Origin of the sequence: Stutzerimonas kunmingensis, assembly GCF_014764705.1 — a bacterium.
Classification (GTDB): Bacteria; Pseudomonadota; Gammaproteobacteria; order Pseudomonadales; family Pseudomonadaceae; genus Stutzerimonas.
Genome location: NZ_JACXXG010000004.1, coordinates 211,529 through 228,440 on the forward strand (window position 1 = coordinate 211,529; position 16,912 = coordinate 228,440).

Here is a 16,912-nt window from a genome sequence, read left to right on the forward strand (position 1 = left end):
CTTTTTTGGAGTAGATGATGTTCAACAAGAAGAAGCCGGTACCCCGCGTCACCATCGATCAATTTTCCAGCCTGATCTCCGACAACCTGTCCCTGATCGGGGATGTGACCTTCGAGGAAGGATTGAAGGTTAGCGGTGAAGTGCGCGGCGATGTCTGCCACAAGCCGGGCACACACAGCCTGCTGGCCCTGAGCGCCGAGGGAAGAATTGAGGGCAACGTGAGCAGTTACGATGCGTTGATCGACGGCACCATCGTCGGCGATCTGGTGGTCGAGCATCTGCTCGAACTACATTCCAACGCGCGCGTGCGCGGGAACATCCGCTATCGCCAGTTGAGCATGGAGAACGGCGCGGTAGTCGACGGGACCCTCAACCGCATGGGTGACGAAGAGGAGAGTGCCCAGGTGTTCGAGTTGCCGCGGCCTCAGGTGCATGAGGGCTGAGTGAAGGCGGGCCAGCCAGGCCCGCCGGTGGTTTGTCCTGTTGTCAGCGCTGGGTTTTCCAGGCGCGGCCGGCGATGACCAGCAGCGTGATCGCGGTCAGCGGCAGTGCATAGCCCAGCATGGCGTCGCCAAAGGTTTCCGCGAACGGGCGGCCGGTACTGGTCAGCACCAGGTACAGGGTGTAAGCCACGTAATAGGCGACGAACAGGGCGCCTTCCCAGCGCTTGATGCAGTAGCCGGCGAAGAAGATCGGCAGGCAGGCTACCGCTACCGCGATCATCACCGGGAAATCAAAGGCTAGCGCGTTCGAAGACACGCCGATCGCCTGCGGCGACACCAGCGAGGCCAGGCCGAGTACGCAGAGCAGATTGAAGATGTTGCTGCCAACGATGTTGCCGACGGCGATATCGCGCTCGCCGCGAAAGGCCGCCATGATCGAGGTGGCCAGTTCTGGCAGTGAGGTGCCGATGGCGATCACGGTCAGGCCAATGACCAACTCCGATAGGCCGAGCGCCCGGGCCAGGGCCACGGCGCCCTCGACGAGGAAATTGGAGCCCACCACCAGCAACACCAGGCCTGCGATCACCAGGCCAGCGTTGATCAGCCCAGCATGCGGCTTGGCCGGCTCATCCAGCCCGAACTCCTTGGCAAACTCGTCGTCGACTTCCGCAGCTTTTTCGCGGCGACTGCTTATGATCAGGAACAGCGTGTAGACCACTACCGCGGTGAACAGCAGTGCACCGTCGATACGGCTGAGTTCTCCGTCCCACGCCAGGCCGAAGGTCACCAGGCTGGCGCCGATCATGATCGGCACGTCCAGACGGATCAGTTGACGCGATACCACCAGTGGTGCGACCAGTGCGGTCATGCCGAGAATCAGCAGTACGTTGGCGATGTTGCTGCCCACGACGTTACCGATCGCGATGTCACCGCTGCCATTGAGTGCGGCCTGCACGCTGACGGCCGTCTCCGGCGCGCTGGTGCCGAAGGCGACCACGGTGAGGCCAATGACCAGTGGGGAGATGCCGAACTGGGCGGCGAGTTTGGCTGCACCTCGCACCAGGACCTCCGCGCCGGCAACGAGCAGCACCAGGCCGGCTATGAGGTAGACAAAGGTCATCAGGGTCACGATGGGGCGCTCCGCAAAAAATCCAGAAAGTGGGTGTTTCAGTGCTGGTGTTGCCAGGCGCGCAGGAAGATCACCAAAAGCGTGACGGCCGTCAAGGGGAACGCGAACCAGAGCATCGCGTCGCGCAGCAGCTCGATGGCACCCAGGCCGGTGGCGAACATCACCAGATACAGGGTGTAGGCCAGGTAATAGGCGAAAAACATCAGACCTTCCCAGCGCCGGATGCAATACCCGGAAAAGAAAATCGGCAGGCAGGCGACGAACACGGCCAGCATTACCGGGAAGTCGAAGGACTGCGCATTGGGGGAAATGGACAGGCCTTCCGCGGCCACCGCGGCGCCGGCTCCGAGTACCAGCAGCAGGTTGAAGATGCAGCTGCCCACCACATTGCCGACAGCAATGTCGCGCTCCCCCTTGATGACCGCCAGCACCGAGGTCGCCAGCTCCGGCATCGAGGTGCCGACCGCAACCACCGTCAGGCCGATGACCAGCTCGGAAAGACCGAGCGCGCGCGCAAGGCCAACGGCACCTTCGATCAGCAGATTCGAGCCTCCCACCAGCAGCCCCAGGCCGAGCAGGATCAGCAGCAGCTGGAGCACCCAAGCATAAGGCTTGTCGCCAGCGTCCGGGCCGAACTCGGTGTCGAATTCGTCGACGCCTGGTCCCGGCTTGTCCCGCTTGCTGGCGAGGACCAGAAACAGTGTGTAACCAATCAGGGCAACGAGCAGCAGGATACCGTCCAGTCGGCTGATGCTGCCGTTCCAGGCCAGTCCATAGCAGAGCAGGCCGGCGCCGATCATCACTGGCACATCGAGGCGGATCAGTTGCCGGGATACCACCAGCGGTGCGATCAGTGCGGAAATGCCGAGAATCAGCAGGATGTTCGCGATGTTGCTGCCGATCACGTTGCCTACTGCGATGTCACCGCTGCCATTCAGCGACGCCTGCACACTGACGGCTGTTTCCGGGGCGCTGGTGCCGAAGGCCACCACCGTCAATCCGATGATCAGGGGCGGAATGCCGAAGCGGCCGGCCAGTTTGGCCGCGCCGCGTACCAGCGCTTCGGCACCGACGACGAGCAGTACCAGGCCGCTGATGAGGTAGCCAAAGGTAATCAGCGACATGCGGGCGCTCCCTTGGCTGGGGTAGCGCAGTCTGTGCTTTGTGACATCACTGCAGGTGCCTGTTCCTTCATGGGAGGGTTTCGATACGCACGCGGATCACGCCGGTCTTGAGCATGTCCAGTTGTGCCGCCGCGGCGCGGGAAAGGTCGATGATGCGGCCGCGGCGAAATGGTCCGCGGTCGTTGATACGTACCACCACCTGCTTGCCGTTCTGCTCGTTGGTGACCCGCACCCGCGTGCCGAAAGGCAGGCTGCGATGGGCCGCCACCAGCGCGTTCTGATCGTGGGTTTCGCCGTTGGCGGTGCGTTGGCCGTGATGCATCCGCGCGTAATAAGAGGCCTTGCCGCTCTGGCTGAAGCGCTCTTGCGTGGTCGGTGGTGCCTTGGCGGGTTGGGCCGGCTGGCGATCTGCGCAGCCGCTGACCAGCAAGACCAGCAACAATAGGGCGGTGAAGCGTGTCAGGCGCATGAACAATCCTTCCGTTGGGTCGATCGCTGAGTCGGCGATGGCCCGCGGCAGGTGTCGTGACGTTGTGGCGATGCCGGGAGCGGTGATGCAGCGATGTCCGCGGTTGCAGCAGGGGCAACCGCGGAGGGCCATCGCTCAGCTTAGCCTTCGAGTTTTTTCTTCAGCAGTTGGTTCACCTGGCCAGGGTTGGCCTTGCCCTTGGAAGCCTTCATCGCCTGGCCGACGAAGAAGCCGAACATCTTGCCGCGCTTGGCTTCGTCGCTGGAGCGGTACTGTTCGACCTGCTCGGCATTCGCTGCCAGCACTTCGTCCAGCATCGACTCGATGGCGCCGGAATCAGTGACCTGCTTGAGGCCCTTCTTCTCGATGATCTCGTCAGCCGAACCTTCGCCGGCGGCCATGGACTCGAAGACCATCTTGGCGATCTTGCCACTGATGGTGTCGTCCTTGATGCGAAGGATCATGCCGCCCAGCTGCTCGGCGCTAACCGGTGACTGCTCGATCTCCAGGCCTTCCTTGTTGAGCAAGCTGGACAGCTCGCCCATCACCCAGTTGGCCGCCAGCTTGGCATCGCTGCAGGTGGCATTGACCTGTTCGAAGTAGTCGGCCAGTTCACGGCTGGCCGCCAGCACGTCGGCGTCATAGGCCGACAGGCCGAACTCGCGCTCGAAGCGTTCGCGTTTCTGTACCGGCAACTCGGGCAGGCTGGCGCGCACTTCGTCGAGGAAGCTCTGCTCGATCACTACGGGCAGCAGGTCGGGGCAGGGGAAGTAGCGGTAGTCGTTGGCTTCTTCCTTGCTGCGCATCGAGCGCGTCTCGTCCTTGTTCGGGTCGTACAGGCGGGTTTCCTGCACCACCTTGCCGCCGTCCTCGATCAGCTCGATCTGCCGCTGCACCTCGTGGTTGATCGCCTTCTCGATGAAGCGGAAGGAGTTGACGTTCTTGATCTCGGCGCGGGTGCCGAACTCGGCCTGGCCTTTCGGCCGCACCGAGACGTTGCAGTCGCAGCGCAGCGAACCTTCGGCCATGTTGCCGTCGCAGATGCCGAGGTAGCGCACCAGGGCGTGGATCGCCTTGACGTAGGCGACCGCTTCCTTGGCCGATCGGATGTCCGGCTCGGAGACGATCTCCAGCAGCGGTGTGCCGGCGCGGTTCAGGTCGATCCCGCTCAAGCCGTGGAAGTCTTCGTGCAGGCTCTTGCCAGCGTCTTCTTCCAGGTGCGCGCGGGTGATGCCGATGCGCCGCGTGCTGCCATCTTCCAGGGTGATGTCCAGATAGCCCTTGCCGACGATGGGATGGTCCATCTGGCTGGTCTGGTAGCCCTTGGGCAGGTCGGGGTAGAAGTAGTTCTTGCGCGCGAAGACGTTCTTCGGCGCAATCTCGGCATCGATCGCCAGGCCGAACTTGCAGGCCATGCGCACGGCTTCGGCATTGAGCACCGGCAGTGTGCCGGGCATGCCGAGGTCGACCAGGCTGGCCTGGGTGTTGGGCTCGGCGCCGAAGGTGGTGGCGCTGCCGGAAAAGATCTTCGACTGGGTCGCGAGCTGTGCGTGGATCTCAAGCCCGATCACGGTTTCCCATTGCATCTTCAATCTCCTCAGAATCCGGCCGGGGCGCGCATGTGCCAATCGGTGACTTGTTGATACTGGTGCGCCACATTGAGCAGGCGCGCTTCCTGGAAGTACGGCGCCAGCAGTTGCACACCCACCGGCAGGCCATCAATGAAGCCGGCCGGCATCGACAGGCCGGGAATGCCCGCCAGGTTGGCGGTGATGGTGTAGATGTCTTCCAGATAGGCCGAAACCGGATCGGCGTTCTTCTCGCCCAGCTTCCAGGCCAGGTTCGGCGTGGTCGGGCCGAGGATCACGTCGACCTGCTCGAAGGCAGCGACGAAGTCCTGCTTGATCAGGCGGCGGATTTTCTGCGCCTTGAGGTAGTAAGCATCGTAGTAACCGGCGGACAGCGCGTAGGTGCCGACCATGATGCGCCGCTTGACCTCGTCACCGAAGCCTTCGGCGCGCGAGCGCTTGTAGAGGTCGGTGAGGTCGACCGGGTTTTCGCAGCGATAGCCGAAGCGTACGCCATCGAAACGCGAGAGGTTGGAAGAGGCCTCGGCTGGCGCGATCACGTAGTAGGAAGGAATCGCATGCTGCATGTTCGGCAGGCTGATTTCCTTGACCGTGGCGCCGAGCTTCTTCAGTTCCTCGACGGATGCCATGACGGCGTCAGCGATCTTCGGATCGAGGCCGGCGCCGAAGTACTCCTTCGGCAGGCCGATGCGCAGACCGGCGAGCGGCTGGCTCAGCGCGGCGAGGTAATCGTCCAGCGGCTGGTCGACGCTGGTGGAGTCCTTGGCGTCGAAACCGGCCATTGCCGACAGCAGCAGCGCGCAGTCTTCGGCCGTGCGTGCCATCGGGCCGCCCTGATCGAGACTCGATGCGTAGGCGACCATGCCCCAGCGCGATACCCGGCCGTAGGTCGGCTTGAGGCCGGTGAGGTTGGTCAGCGCAGCCGGCTGGCGGATCGAACCGCCGGTGTCGGTGCCGGTCGCGGCAGGCAACAGTCGTGCGGCGATGGCCGCGGCGGAACCGCCGGAGGAGCCGCCGGGTACCCGGGTCAGGTCCCAGGGGTTCTTCACCGCGCCGTAATAGCTCGACTCGTTGGCAGAGCCCATGGCGAATTCGTCCATGTTCAGCTTGCCGAGGGTAACCGTGCCGGCAGCTGCGAGCCGTTCCACCACGGTGGCATCGTAGGGCGCATTGAAGTTGTCGAGAATCTTCGAGCCGCAGCTGGTGCGGATGCCCTGGGTGCAGAACAGGTCCTTGTGGCCGATCGGTGCGCCGAGCAGGGCGCCGTTCTCGCCGGCGGCGCGACGCGCGTCGGCGGCCTTGGCCTGTGCGATGGCAAGCTCGTCGGTCACGCTGATAAACGCGTTGAGCTGCGGGCCGAGCTGCTCGATGCGGGCCAGCAGGGTGCGCGTCAGTTCCTCGGCGGAGAAATGCTTCTCGGCGAGGTTGCGGGCGATCTCGGCAAGCGTCAGGTTGTGCATGTCGGAATCCTTCATCATCACTCGATCACTCGCGGAACCAGATAGAGGCCTTCTTCCACGGCGGGTGCGATGGCCTGGTAGGCATCACGCTGGTTGCTCTCGGTGACTGCATCGGCACGCAGGCGCTGTGTGGTTTCCAGCGGGTGGGCCAGCGGCTCGATACCAGTGGTGTCGACCGCCTGCATGCGGTCGATCAGGCCGAGGATATTGTTGAGGGTCTCGGTGGTGCGGGGCAGGTCGGCTTCAGACAGGCCCAGGCGGGCCAGATGAGCGATCTTCTCCACCTCGGTGCGTTCAAGCGCCATCGGGTATCTCCAGCGGAAAGCGAATCGGGACTGCACCTTCCGTCGACTGGACGGGGTGCATGGCAGCACGGGACGAGCCGCGGCAATGGGCTTTCTGGCCCGGAAAAGCCGTCAATCTTACATGCCCGAGGCGGTTATCGGTAGCGTGGACGCGGTGCGCGGCCTTAGGATGAGTGGCGACCACCGTCATGCGACCTGGCACGCAATGCCTCATTTCTGGCGCCACGCGGGAGGACTCTCGCCTTGCCCTAACTTCGCACCATTGTTAGAGTTTGCGGCACTTTTTTCCCCACGCGTTTGCCCCAGGGCCCTTTTCCCATGTTCAAGAAACTGCGTGGCATGTTTTCCAGTGATCTGTCGATCGACCTGGGCACTGCCAATACCCTTATTTACGTGCGCGATCGCGGCATTGTTCTCGACGAACCCTCTGTAGTCGCCATTCGTAGCCACGGCAACCAGAAGAGCGTTGTCGCCGTCGGCACCGAGGCCAAGCGCATGCTGGGCCGTACCCCGGGCAACATCAACGCGATCCGTCCGATGAAGGACGGTGTGATCGCCGACTTCAGCGTTTGCGAGAAGATGCTGCAGTACTTCATCAACAAGGTGCACGAGAACAGCTTCCTGCAGCCCAGCCCGCGCGTGCTGATCTGCGTGCCCTGCAAGTCGACCCAGGTCGAGCGTCGTGCCATTCGTGAGTCCGCACTCGGCGCCGGTGCTCGCGAAGTGTTCCTGATCGAGGAACCGATGGCCGCTGCGATCGGTGCCGGTCTGCCGGTGGACGAGGCCCGTGGCTCCATGGTCGTGGACATCGGTGGAGGTACCACCGAGATCGCGCTGATCTCCCTCAACGGCGTGGTCTACGCCGAATCCGTGCGAGTCGGCGGTGATCGTTTCGACGAATCCATCGTGACCTACGTGCGTCGCAACTACGGCAGCCTGATCGGCGAATCCACTGCCGAGCGCATCAAGCAGGAAATCGGTACCGCCTTCCCGGGCGGCGAGGTCCGCGAAGTGGACGTCCGTGGCCGCAACCTGGCCGAAGGCGTGCCGCGCAGTTTCACCCTGAATTCCAACGAAGTGCTCGAAGCCCTGCAGGAATCGCTGGCGACCATCGTTCAAGCGGTCAAGAGCGCGCTGGAGCAATCTCCGCCGGAGCTGGCCTCCGACATCGCCGAGCGCGGCCTGGTGTTGACAGGCGGCGGCGCGCTGCTGCGTGATCTGGACAAGCTGCTCGCCCAGGAAACCGGTCTGCCGGTGATCGTCGCCGAGGAGCCGCTGACCTGCGTCGCCCGTGGCGGTGGTCGCGCGCTGGAGATGATGGATCGTCACGCCATGGACCTGCTGTCCACGGAGTGAGCCTGCGCCGCTGTGCTCATGACAAGCCGAAAGATCCGGTCGCACCGGCTTTCGGCTTGTCGCGTTTAGTCTCAAGCTTTTACTCGTGAGGTAGTTGCAATCAAGCCGCTATTTGCCAAGGGACCTTTGCTCGGTGTACGCCTGCTGGTGTTCGTCGTGCTTTGTGTCGTGCTGATGGTGGTGGATGCACGCTTCGACGCGCTGAAGACGGTACGCAGCCAGATGGGGCTGGTACTGACGCCGTTCTACTGGGTCGCCGACATGCCGGTGCGGATCTGGAGAGGTGCGACCGAGCAGATCGCCAGTAGCAGCAGCCTGATGGCCGAGAACGAGAAGCTCAAGGCCGAGGCGCTGCTGATGCAGCGGCGCCTGCAGAAGCTGGCGATGCTCACCGAGCAGAACGTGCGCCTGCGCGAGTTGCTCAACTCGGCGGCGCTGGTGGATGACAAGGTCATCGTCGCCGAGCTGATCGGGCTCGACCCGAACCCGTTCACCCATCGCATCCTGATCGACAAGGGCGAGAAGGACGGCGTCTTCATGGGGCAGCCGGTGCTCGATGCCAGCGGCCTGATGGGGCAGGTCGTCGAGGTGCTGCCGTATGCCGCGCGCGTGCTGCTACTGACCGATGTCACCCATAGCATTCCGGTGCAGGTCAACCGCAACGGACTGCGTGCGATCGCCGTGGGCACCGGCAATCCGGACTATCTCGAGCTGCGCCATGTGGCCGAAACGGCTGATGTCAAAGCAGGAGATCTGTTGGTCAGTTCCGGGCTCGGTCAGCGATTCCCAAGCGGCTATCCGGTGGCGCAGGTGACCGAGGTGGTGCACGGCTCCGGCCAGCCGTTCGCCATCGTACGTGCGGTGCCGACCGCCATGCTCAATCGCAGCCGCTATCTGATGCTGGTCTTCAGCGATTCGCGGACGCCGGAAGAGCGGGCCGCCGACGCTGCCGAGGCCCAGGCCGATGCCGATCAGAAAGCCGCTGCCGAAGGCGCGGAGGCAGCCGCACCTGCGCCCGCACCCGCTGCTGAGGCGGGGGCTGAAACGAGCGATTCCGAGCAGGCGCCCGCCGCTTCGTCGTCGACAACGGTATCGGAGGAGGCGCAATGATCAGCGGGCGGCCAAATAATGGATGGGTCATCTGGTTCAGCCTGACGATCGCGCTGCTGCTCAGCGTCGCGCCCATGCCCGGCAGCGCGGAGATCGCACGGCCGCTATGGCTGGGGTTGGTCATCGCCTTCTGGTCGTTGGTTCTGCCGCATCGCGGTGGGCTGGGCGCCGCGTTCTGTTTCGGGCTCGCGCAGGACGTGCTGGCCGGCACGCTGTTCGGCCAGAGCGCCTTGCCGCTGATTCTGATCGCTTTTCTGGTGCTGAGCCTGCAACAACGCCTGCGCATGTTTCCGCTGTGGCAACAGAGCATGGTGCTGCTGGTTGTGCTCGGCCTCGCCCAGTTGGTGCAGCTCTGGCTGAACACGCTGACCGGTAATCGGCCGCCGACGCTGCTGTTCCTCGTGCCTGTGCCGGTCAGCGCATTGCTCTGGCCTTGGGTTTATGTCGCGTTGCAGGGGCTGCGTCAGCGATTTGCGGTGTATTGACCAACGCCCGGTCGATTTCGTCCGTCGTACTCTGCGCTGAAAAAATCTGATCTTTTGTGTGGGTTTGTGCCGCCGGGCACGGCTTACGCCTTGCTGCTCCAAAGCAATTCTGAAATCATGCTGCCGCTATGGCGTTCCGCCATTACTGGTTTCTGCTTCAGAAGACGATAAGCACAACAGCACGGGCGATGAGTATGGAAGCTGGCAGTTCGATTTTTTCCAGGCCGCAAGGCTCTCGTGGCGCCCGTGCGGTGCTGGCTGCCGGCGCGGTAGGGTCGCTGCTGATGACGCTGGTCATGAGCACTGGTTACTCTCAGGCCGATAGCGCCCCGCAGGCCCCTCAGTTGGCCAAGCTGTCGGCCCCAGATACGCTCTCCACCGTTACCGCTCCCTCTGAGTCCGCTGCCGATTCGCCTCGCGCCGAGCAGCTGGCCGGCAAGATTGCAGAGCTCGACGCCATTCTCCTTGAAAAGCAGAAGCTTGAAGATGCGCTGCGAGCCGAGAAGAGCGAGCTCGCTGCCGTGCAATTGCAGCTGGCCAACAGCAAGAAGCTGATTCGCCTGGAGGTCGACGACTTCCTCGGTCAGAGCGCCGAGCGCAAGCGTCTCGATGAGCTGCTGGACGAGCACAAACGTAGTGCCGAAGCCGAGAAAGCCATTGGCGAACGCGTCGAAGCTCTGGAGAAGGATCTCGGCAGCCAGCACCTGAAGTTCTCGCTTGCCGCGCGTGACGTCGATCGTCTCAAGACCCAGCTGGCGGCCGAGGTTCGCGAGCGCAACAGCAAGAAGATTCAGGCCATTGCCCGCAAGCTGGACAAGACCATTCGCTTCGAGCAGTCGGTTTCGTTCCGCTGTTCCGCCAGCAAGAGTCTCGCGGCCTGCCTGGCCGAGCACCGCAACGATGGTCAGATGTCGCAATGGGTGCTGGAAAACTACCAGCGTGTGCTGGCCGAGGATATCCGCGAGCAGATTGTCGATGTCGACCTGGATACCGCCTGGTACCGCTACCGCACACGTACCGATTTCGCCCAGGCAAGCATGAGCCTGGACGGCACCGTCAACGCGCAGATGAACGTCGAGGCGACCATCACGGCGAAGAAGATGATGCCGTGCGCGATTCTCGATGTGCCCTACGAGCAATGCGACAGCAAGACCCACTCGCTGATCGTGCGTAGCAACAAGTACGACGATAGGGTCCGCATCAACGACCAGGAGCATGGCGCCACGCCGGTTTCGCTGGTGCTCGACAGCGGTGTCTATGACATTCAGGTCACCTCCGGTGGCATTACCCAGAAGCGCACGCTGTCGCTCAAGGGTGATCAGGTGGTCAACTTCAAGTTCTGATCCATGCCCGGCGTAGTCCTTACGCCGGTCCTCTGCGCCTTCCTCGACGTACCCCGGATATGCGACGCTGTCGCTTTACCGTCTGAGGAACTGCCATGGGCGCTCTGTTTCTTGCCTCGGCATCACCCCGCCGCTGCGAATTGCTCGCGCAGATCGGCGTGCCGTTTTCTCTCATCAGCGTGTCCGTCGATGAAACGCCCTCGCCAACCGAGTCGCCCGAGGCGTATGTCGAGCGCGTTGCGCGCGACAAGGCGCTCGCCGGGCTCGTCAGTCTGGGGGATCGCGACGGCTGCGTGCTGGGTGCCGACACCAGCGTGGTGCTCGATCAGCATATTCTCGGCAAGCCTGCCGACCGTGCCGACGGGCTCGCCATGCTGGCGGCGTTATCCGGGCGTACGCACCGGGTCATGACCGCCGTCGCGCTGGCCAGTCGAAGTGCCTGCGAGGTGCGTGTGGTCATCAGCGAGGTGACTTTCCGTACCATCGACGAAGCTGAAGCCGAACGCTATTGGGATAGCGGAGAGCCGGCGGACAAGGCGGGCGGTTACGCCATCCAGGGCTGGGGCGCGGTGTTCGTCAGCCAGTTGCACGGCAGCTATTCGGCGGTGGTTGGCCTGCCGTTATGTGAAACGGCGCAGCTGATCGACGCCTTCGGACTTCCACGTTGGACCAAAGGCTCAAGCTAGAGCCTGTGGCTTCGGCGCGCAGGCCGGTTAGAATCGACTCAACCACCAGCTAGCGCTGCACATCAAGCCACCGCCGAGAACAACAATGAGCGAAGAAATCCTGATGAACATCACCCCCATGGAGTCGCGGGTGGCGGTGGTGGAGAACGGTGTCCTGCAGGAGGTGCATGTCGAGCGCACCCAGCGCCGTGGCATCGTCGGCAACATCTACAAAGGCAAGGTGGTGCGCGTCCTGCCGGGTATGCAGGCGGCGTTCGTCGACATAGGGCTGGATCGCGCCGCGTTCATCCATGCTTCCGAGATTTCCGCCCGCGAGGGTAATGCGGTCGAGCCGATCAACGCCCTGGTTCACGAAGGCCAGAGTCTGGTGGTGCAGGTCACCAAGGACCCCATTGGCACCAAGGGCGCGCGCCTGACCACGCAGCTGTCGATCCCATCGCGCTACCTGGTGTACATGCCGCGCACCAGCCATGTCGGCATTTCCCTGCGTATCGAAGATGAAGCCGAGCGCGAGCGGCTCAAGCAGGTCGTTGCCGAATGCGTTGAGGCAGAGGGCATCCAGGAAGCCGGTGGCTTCATCCTGCGTACCGCGGCTGAAGGGGCCGGCAGCGACGAGATACTCATGGATATCCGCTATCTGCGCCGTCTGTGGGAGCAGATCGCCAGTCAGATCAAGACCGTCGAAGCGCCCACGATGATCTACGAAGACCTCTCTCTGGCCATGCGGACCCTGCGTGATCTGGTCAATCCGCGGATCGAGAAGATCCGTATCGATTCGCGGGAGAATTTCCAGAAGGTCACCCAATTCGTCGGCGAGCTGATGCCCGAGCTGGGCGACCGCCTCGAACACTATCCGGGCGAGCGGCCGATCTTCGATCTCTATGGCGTCGAGGACGAGATCCAGAAGGCGCTGGAGCGCAAGGTCATGCTCAAGTCCGGCGGTTACCTGATCATCGATCCGGCCGAGGCGATGACCACCATCGACGTCAACACCGGTGCATTCGTCGGTCATCGCACGCTGGAAGAAACCATTTTCAAGACCAATCTCGAGTCGGCCACTGCCATTGCCCGCCAGCTCAGGCTGCGCAATCTGGGCGGCATCATCATCATCGACTTCATCGACATGGAGGACGAGGAGCATCGTCGCCAGGTCCTGCGCACGCTGGAGAAGCAGCTCGAGCGCGATCACGCCAAGACCAACATCATCGGCATCACCGAACTCGGCCTGGTGCAGATGACCCGCAAGCGCACCCGCGAAAGCCTCGAACAGGTGCTGTGCGAACCCTGCATGTGCTGTCAGGGGCGCGGCAAGCTGAAGACGCCGGAGACCGTCTGCTACGAGATATTCCGCGAGATCCTGCGTGAGGCGCGGGCCTACCAGGCGGAAGGCTACCGGGTGCTGGCCAATCAGAAGGTGATCGATCGTCTGCTCGACGAGGAGTCGGGCAATGTCGCCGACCTGGAGGCCTTTATCGGTCGCTCGATCAAGTTCCAGGTGGAAAGCATGTACTCCCAGGAACAGTATGACGTGGTGTTGCTCTGAACAATGGTAGACCGGGCCGCAAGGGCCAGGATGACCGGAGCGCATCCAGATGAACCGCCTCGCTGCCTTCCTCGTGACACTGTCGCGCCAGCTGTTCTGGGTAATCGCGTTCGGGCTGATTCTGGCCGCGCTCTACGTGAGCCTGGGGCGGCAGCTGGTGCCTGTAATCGCCGAGTACCGGGCCGAGGTGCAGGAGAAGGCGCAGGCGGCGCTGGGCATGCCAATCGCGCTGGGCAGGCTCGAAGGCCGCTGGGAGGGTTTCGCTCCCCGTTTGCTGGCGCATGATGTATTGCTCGGCGAGGGTGACAGCGCGATGCGCCTGGACCGTATTGCCATCGTCCCAGACCTGGCGGCCAGCCTCTGGGCGCGAGAGTGGCGGCTGAGCCGGCTGGAGTTTAGCGGCGTGCAGCTGTCTGTCGCTGAAGATGCCGAGGGCAAGTGGCGAGTGGAGGGCTTGCCGACCCGTACCGAGCAGAAACCGCCCGAACCGCAGAAGATTCTCGAGTCGTTGCAGCGGGTGCGTGGGCTGGCGGTGCGCAACAGCCAGATCACGCTGGAGCCATTCGGAGAACCGCCGCTGACCCTGAGCTACACCGATCTGGGCCTGCTCGTCGACGGTGTGGGGCTCCGGTTGGACGGGCGCAGCATCCTGCCGGATGGCCTGCCCCTGGCCTTGCGCATTGAGGGGCGGGTGCAGCCGCAACGCTGGCAGCACGCCGAGGCGCAGGTTTATCTCAGCCTGCCACAAAGCGACTGGGCCGCCTGGTTGCCGCGCCGACTGACTGCCGACTGGCATCTGCAGACGTTGAAGATGGGAGGTGAGCTGTGGGCAACCTGGCGCGAACAGGCGCTGGAGCGTGCTGTTCTACGGATTAACGCGCCGCAACTGATCACGTCCTTTGCCGATCGTGAGCCTGTTCAGCTTGAGGACCTTGGGGGCGAGGCTTATATCGATCGCAACGAGCAGGGCTACCGGCTGCTGCTGGACCGGCTGGCGTTCGATCTCGAAGGCGAGCGCTGGGGCGATGCGCGAATCCAGGTTCAGCAGGATCAGACTCAGCAGCATTGGCAGCTGCAGGCTGATCGGTTGGGTATCGCGCCGATCGCCACACTCGTCCGTGCACTGGCGCCGCTACCACCGGCCGCAACCGAGACGCTGACCGCGCTGCAGCCCAGCGGAACACTGCGCAATCTGCAGCTCGACTACTACCACCAGATGGAATCGCCGCAGCGGCTGCAGTTCGCAGCCAATCTGGACCGCATCAGTTTCGCCGCACACAACTGGATACCGGCGGTGGGCAATGCGAGTGGCAGCATACGCGGTGACCTGGGCGGCGGAGAACTGCGCGTGGACAGCGACGACTTCAGCCTGCAGCTTGCGCCACTGTATCCCGAGCCCTGGCGCTACCGACACGCCGGCGGGCGTCTGACCTGGGCGCTGGACGAGCAGGCCTTCACGCTGGCTGCGCCCTATCTGCGTATCGACGGCGAGGAAGGCAAGATCGCCGGTGACTTCCTGATCCGCCTGGCCAGGGATCCCGCGGCAGAGGATTACATGGACCTGCGGGTTGGCTTGAGCGAAGGCGACGCGCGCTTTACCGAAAAATACTTGCCGACACGCTCACCGGCGTTAAGCCCGGCGTTGGTCAGCTGGCTCAAGGAAGCAATTCGCAGCGGTACGGTCGAGCAAGGTTATTTCCAGTACCAGGGCGCATTGAGCAAGGGAGCTTCCGACAGCGCGCGCAGCCTGAGCCTGTACTTCAAGGTGCGCGATGCCGAGCTGGCGTTTCAGCCCGGCTGGCCCGTGCTGCAGCAGGGCCGTGGCGAGGTGCTGATCGAAGACAGCGGGGTTCGCGTCCGGCTCGCGGAAGGGCGGATTCTCGACAGTCACGTGCGTGATGCGACAGCGGACATTCCTCGCGTCGGCGCCGGCAACGTGCCGCAGTTGGCCGTGAAGGGGCAGGTCGCCAGCAGCCTGGCGGATGCCTTGAAGCTGCTTCAGGAGGCGCCGATCGGAACCGGTGAGATCTTCGCAGGCTGGCAGGGGCAGGGTGCGCTCAGCGGCGCGCTCGATCTGCAGATCCCGCTGGGCAAGGGCACGCCGCGGGTCATCGTGGATTTCGCCAGCGACGATGCGAAACTGAAGATTCCCGAGCCGGAGCTTGCCTTCGAGCAACTCAGCGGCAGTTTCCGCTACGACACCGCGCGAGGCTTGAGTGCAGAGGCCATCCAGGCGCGTCTGTTCGGCGCTCCGGTCAAGGGCAAGGCGGTAGCGACAGGAGCGACTGGCAAGCCTGCCTCTCGCGTGGAGGCACAGGGCGCCGTGGGGTTGAAGCGTCTGGCTGAGTGGCTCGCGATCGAGCAGTCGCTGCCCGCCAGCGGTGAGCTGGCCTATCAGTTGCGACTGGATCTGGCGGGTGAGGACAGTCAGTTGCAGATCGACTCTTCGCTACAGGGGCTGCGCATCGATCTGCCAGCGCCGTTCGGCAAGCCTGCACGCGAGCGCCGTGACACCTCGTTGCGGATGTCCCTGCAAGGAGCCGAGCGTCGCTACGGTGTCCGGCACGGGTCACTCGCCGCACTGACGTTCGCTGCGCCGCCGGGTGTCTGGGCGCAGGGGCGCGGCGAGCTGCGTCTCGGGCCTGGGGCGGCCAATCTTCCGGCCAGTGCCGGGCTTTATGTCAGGGGGCGCCTGCCGCAGTTCGACTTGAAAGCCTGGCAGGCGGTGCTCGAACAACACGGCAAGGCACAAGCGCAGCAGACGACTGGCTCGCTGCTGCGCCGGGCGCAGGTCGATATCGATCGTTTCGAAGGTTTTGGCACCCGGATCGACAATCTTGGGCTGGACCTGCGGCGAATGAGCGAAGCCTGGGACCTTGGCCTTCGCAGTTCGATCATCAGCGGCTCGGTTCGCCTGCCAGATACCGAGGGTGGCATCATCGTTGCCGATCTCCAGCGCCTGCGTCTGCCGGCTGCCGCGCAATCCGACGAGGCGGTCAAGGAACGACCCGATCCGCTGGCTGATGTCGACCCGCAAAGCCTGCCGGCAATGGATGTCGCGATCGAACGGGTTTCCCTGGGCGACGATGTGCTCGGCGCCTGGGCGTTGAAGCTGCGCCCGGTCAGCGGCGGGACCGAGTTCCGCGATATCGCTCTCGACCTCAAGGGCCTGAAGATTACCGGGAACGGCGGCTGGGGCAGTGCGCAGACCTGGTACAAGGGCCGCCTCGAAGGGCGCAATCTCGCTGACGTATTGCTTGCGTGGGGCTTTGCGCCTTCGGTGACCAGTGACAGTTTTCGCCTAGATGTGGATGGGCAGTGGCCTGGTTCGCCGGCCTGGTTCGCCATGGCGCGCTATTCCGGCAGCATGCGACCTCGGCTGCGCAAGGGGCAGTTTGTCGAGATCGACGGCAGCGCCCAGGCGCTGCGCGTGTTCGGCGTGCTCAACTTCAATTCGATAGGGCGCCGCCTGCGGCTGGACTTCTCCGATCTGTTCAGCAAGGGGCTCAGTTACGACCGGCTGGATGGGCGGTTGCTGGCCGAGGAGGGTGTGTTCAATACCCGCGAGCCCATCACTGTCAGCGGTCCGTCGACCAACCTTGAGCTGGATGGCAGGCTGGATATGGCGCGTGACGAGATCGACGCCAAGTTGCTGGTTACCTTGCCGATCAGCAACAACCTGCCGCTGGCGGCGCTGATTGTCGGCGCACCGGCGATCGGCGGGGCGCTGTTCGTGGTGGACAAGCTGCTCGGCGACCGCGTGGCGCGTTTCGCCAGCGTACAGTACGACGTCAAGGGGCCTTGGCAGGCGCCTAAGATCAGCTTCGACAAACCATTCGAAAAGCCCAACTGATCCGCATCGAGCCGGGT

General features: G+C 63.6%; 14 protein-coding genes. 8 read left to right on the top strand and 6 right to left on the bottom strand.

The features are described 5' to 3' along the window. Positions 1-17 precede the first annotated feature (17 nt). Positions 18-443, top strand: a complete 426-nt coding sequence (locus IEG05_RS05870) for a bactofilin family protein (protein ID WP_191121760.1) — start codon at positions 18-20, stop codon at positions 441-443. Between the two features lie 43 nt (positions 444-486). On the opposite strand, the gene IEG05_RS05875 is transcribed toward IEG05_RS05870, so the two are convergent. From IEG05_RS05875 to gatC, 6 genes are all read right to left on the bottom strand, one after another. Beyond that, positions 487-1,572: a calcium/sodium antiporter gene (locus IEG05_RS05875; RefSeq protein ID WP_014821403.1), complete on the bottom strand. Its 1,086-nt coding sequence runs from the start codon at positions 1,570-1,572 to the stop codon at positions 487-489. A 38-nt stretch (positions 1,573-1,610) separates the two neighbouring features. Continuing rightward, positions 1,611-2,696, bottom strand: a complete 1,086-nt coding sequence (locus IEG05_RS05880; RefSeq protein WP_191121761.1) for a calcium/sodium antiporter — start codon at positions 2,694-2,696, stop codon at positions 1,611-1,613. Between the two features lie 67 nt (positions 2,697-2,763). Further along, on the bottom strand, positions 2,764-3,165 hold the full coding sequence (locus IEG05_RS05885) for a septal ring lytic transglycosylase RlpA family protein (protein WP_090519272.1): 402 nt from the start codon (positions 3,163-3,165) through the stop codon (positions 2,764-2,766). 140 nt (positions 3,166-3,305) lie between these two features. After that, on the bottom strand, positions 3,306-4,751 hold the full coding sequence (gene gatB / locus IEG05_RS05890) for an Asp-tRNA(Asn)/Glu-tRNA(Gln) amidotransferase subunit GatB (protein WP_191121762.1): 1,446 nt from the start codon (positions 4,749-4,751) through the stop codon (positions 3,306-3,308). Between the two features lie 11 nt (positions 4,752-4,762). Next, a complete protein-coding gene (gene gatA / locus IEG05_RS05895) occupies positions 4,763-6,214 on the bottom strand; it encodes an Asp-tRNA(Asn)/Glu-tRNA(Gln) amidotransferase subunit GatA (RefSeq protein ID WP_090519523.1) in 1,452 nt (483 codons plus the stop codon). Positions 6,215-6,231: 17 nt separating this feature from the next. Continuing rightward, positions 6,232-6,519, bottom strand: coding sequence for an Asp-tRNA(Asn)/Glu-tRNA(Gln) amidotransferase subunit GatC (gene gatC / locus IEG05_RS05900; RefSeq protein ID WP_014821398.1), 288 nt, complete (start codon positions 6,517-6,519; stop codon positions 6,232-6,234). A gap of 318 nt (positions 6,520-6,837) precedes the next feature. On the opposite strand from gatC, the gene mreB reads away from it, so the two are divergent. The 7 genes from mreB to IEG05_RS05935 all read left to right on the top strand — a co-directional run bounded on the left by mreB (position 6,838) and on the right by IEG05_RS05935 (position 16,895). Continuing rightward, complete coding sequence (gene mreB / locus IEG05_RS05905; RefSeq protein ID WP_003302863.1) at positions 6,838-7,875, top strand: rod shape-determining protein MreB; 1,038 nt, start codon at positions 6,838-6,840, stop codon at positions 7,873-7,875. A 126-nt stretch (positions 7,876-8,001) separates the two neighbouring features. After that, positions 8,002-8,985, top strand: coding sequence for a rod shape-determining protein MreC (mreC, locus tag IEG05_RS05910; protein ID WP_218972462.1), 984 nt, complete (start codon positions 8,002-8,004; stop codon positions 8,983-8,985). Next, entirely contained in the window at positions 8,982-9,470 is a 489-nt protein-coding gene (gene mreD / locus IEG05_RS05915; RefSeq protein ID WP_014821395.1) for a rod shape-determining protein MreD, read from the top strand. The genes mreC and mreD overlap by 4 nt, the downstream gene beginning before the upstream one ends. 194 nt (positions 9,471-9,664) lie before the next feature. Further along, positions 9,665-10,813 carry a PEGA domain-containing protein gene (locus tag IEG05_RS05920; RefSeq protein ID WP_191121781.1) on the top strand — a complete coding sequence of 383 codons (1,149 nt, stop codon included), beginning with the start codon at positions 9,665-9,667 and terminating at the stop codon, positions 10,811-10,813. A gap of 95 nt (positions 10,814-10,908) precedes the next feature. Continuing rightward, on the top strand, positions 10,909-11,499 hold the full coding sequence (locus IEG05_RS05925; RefSeq protein ID WP_191121763.1) for a Maf family protein: 591 nt from the start codon (positions 10,909-10,911) through the stop codon (positions 11,497-11,499). A gap of 85 nt (positions 11,500-11,584) precedes the next feature. Continuing rightward, positions 11,585-13,042, top strand: coding sequence for a ribonuclease G (rng, locus tag IEG05_RS05930; RefSeq protein ID WP_102832016.1), 1,458 nt, complete (start codon positions 11,585-11,587; stop codon positions 13,040-13,042). Positions 13,043-13,091: 49 nt separating this feature from the next. Next, entirely contained in the window at positions 13,092-16,895 is a 3,804-nt protein-coding gene (locus IEG05_RS05935; protein ID WP_191121764.1) for a YhdP family protein, read from the top strand. Positions 16,896-16,912: the final 17 nt, after the last annotated feature.

Bases quoted from the DNA above. Each gene is read 5' to 3' on its own strand.
- IEG05_RS05870 (WP_191121760.1), top strand. From the start codon at position 18: ATGTTCAACAAGAAGAAGCCGGTACCCCGCGTCACCATCGATCAATTT.
- IEG05_RS05880 (WP_191121761.1), bottom strand. From the start codon at position 2,696: ATGTCGCTGATTACCTTTGGCTACCTCATCAGCGGCCTGGTACTGCTC.
- IEG05_RS05885 (WP_090519272.1), bottom strand. From the start codon at position 3,165: ATGCGCCTGACACGCTTCACCGCCCTATTGTTGCTGGTCTTGCTGGTC.
- gatB (WP_191121762.1), bottom strand. From the start codon at position 4,751: ATGCAATGGGAAACCGTGATCGGGCTTGAGATCCACGCACAGCTCGCG.
- gatA (WP_090519523.1), bottom strand. From the start codon at position 6,214: ATGCACAACCTGACGCTTGCCGAGATCGCCCGCAACCTCGCCGAGAAG.
- gatC (WP_014821398.1), bottom strand. From the start codon at position 6,519: ATGGCGCTTGAACGCACCGAGGTGGAGAAGATCGCTCATCTGGCCCGC.
- mreB (WP_003302863.1), top strand. From the start codon at position 6,838: ATGTTCAAGAAACTGCGTGGCATGTTTTCCAGTGATCTGTCGATCGAC.
- mreD (WP_014821395.1), top strand. From the start codon at position 8,982: ATGATCAGCGGGCGGCCAAATAATGGATGGGTCATCTGGTTCAGCCTG.
- IEG05_RS05920 (WP_191121781.1), top strand. From the start codon at position 9,665: ATGGAAGCTGGCAGTTCGATTTTTTCCAGGCCGCAAGGCTCTCGTGGC.
- IEG05_RS05925 (WP_191121763.1), top strand. From the start codon at position 10,909: ATGGGCGCTCTGTTTCTTGCCTCGGCATCACCCCGCCGCTGCGAATTG.
- rng (WP_102832016.1), top strand. From the start codon at position 11,585: ATGAGCGAAGAAATCCTGATGAACATCACCCCCATGGAGTCGCGGGTG.
- IEG05_RS05935 (WP_191121764.1), top strand. From the start codon at position 13,092: ATGAACCGCCTCGCTGCCTTCCTCGTGACACTGTCGCGCCAGCTGTTC.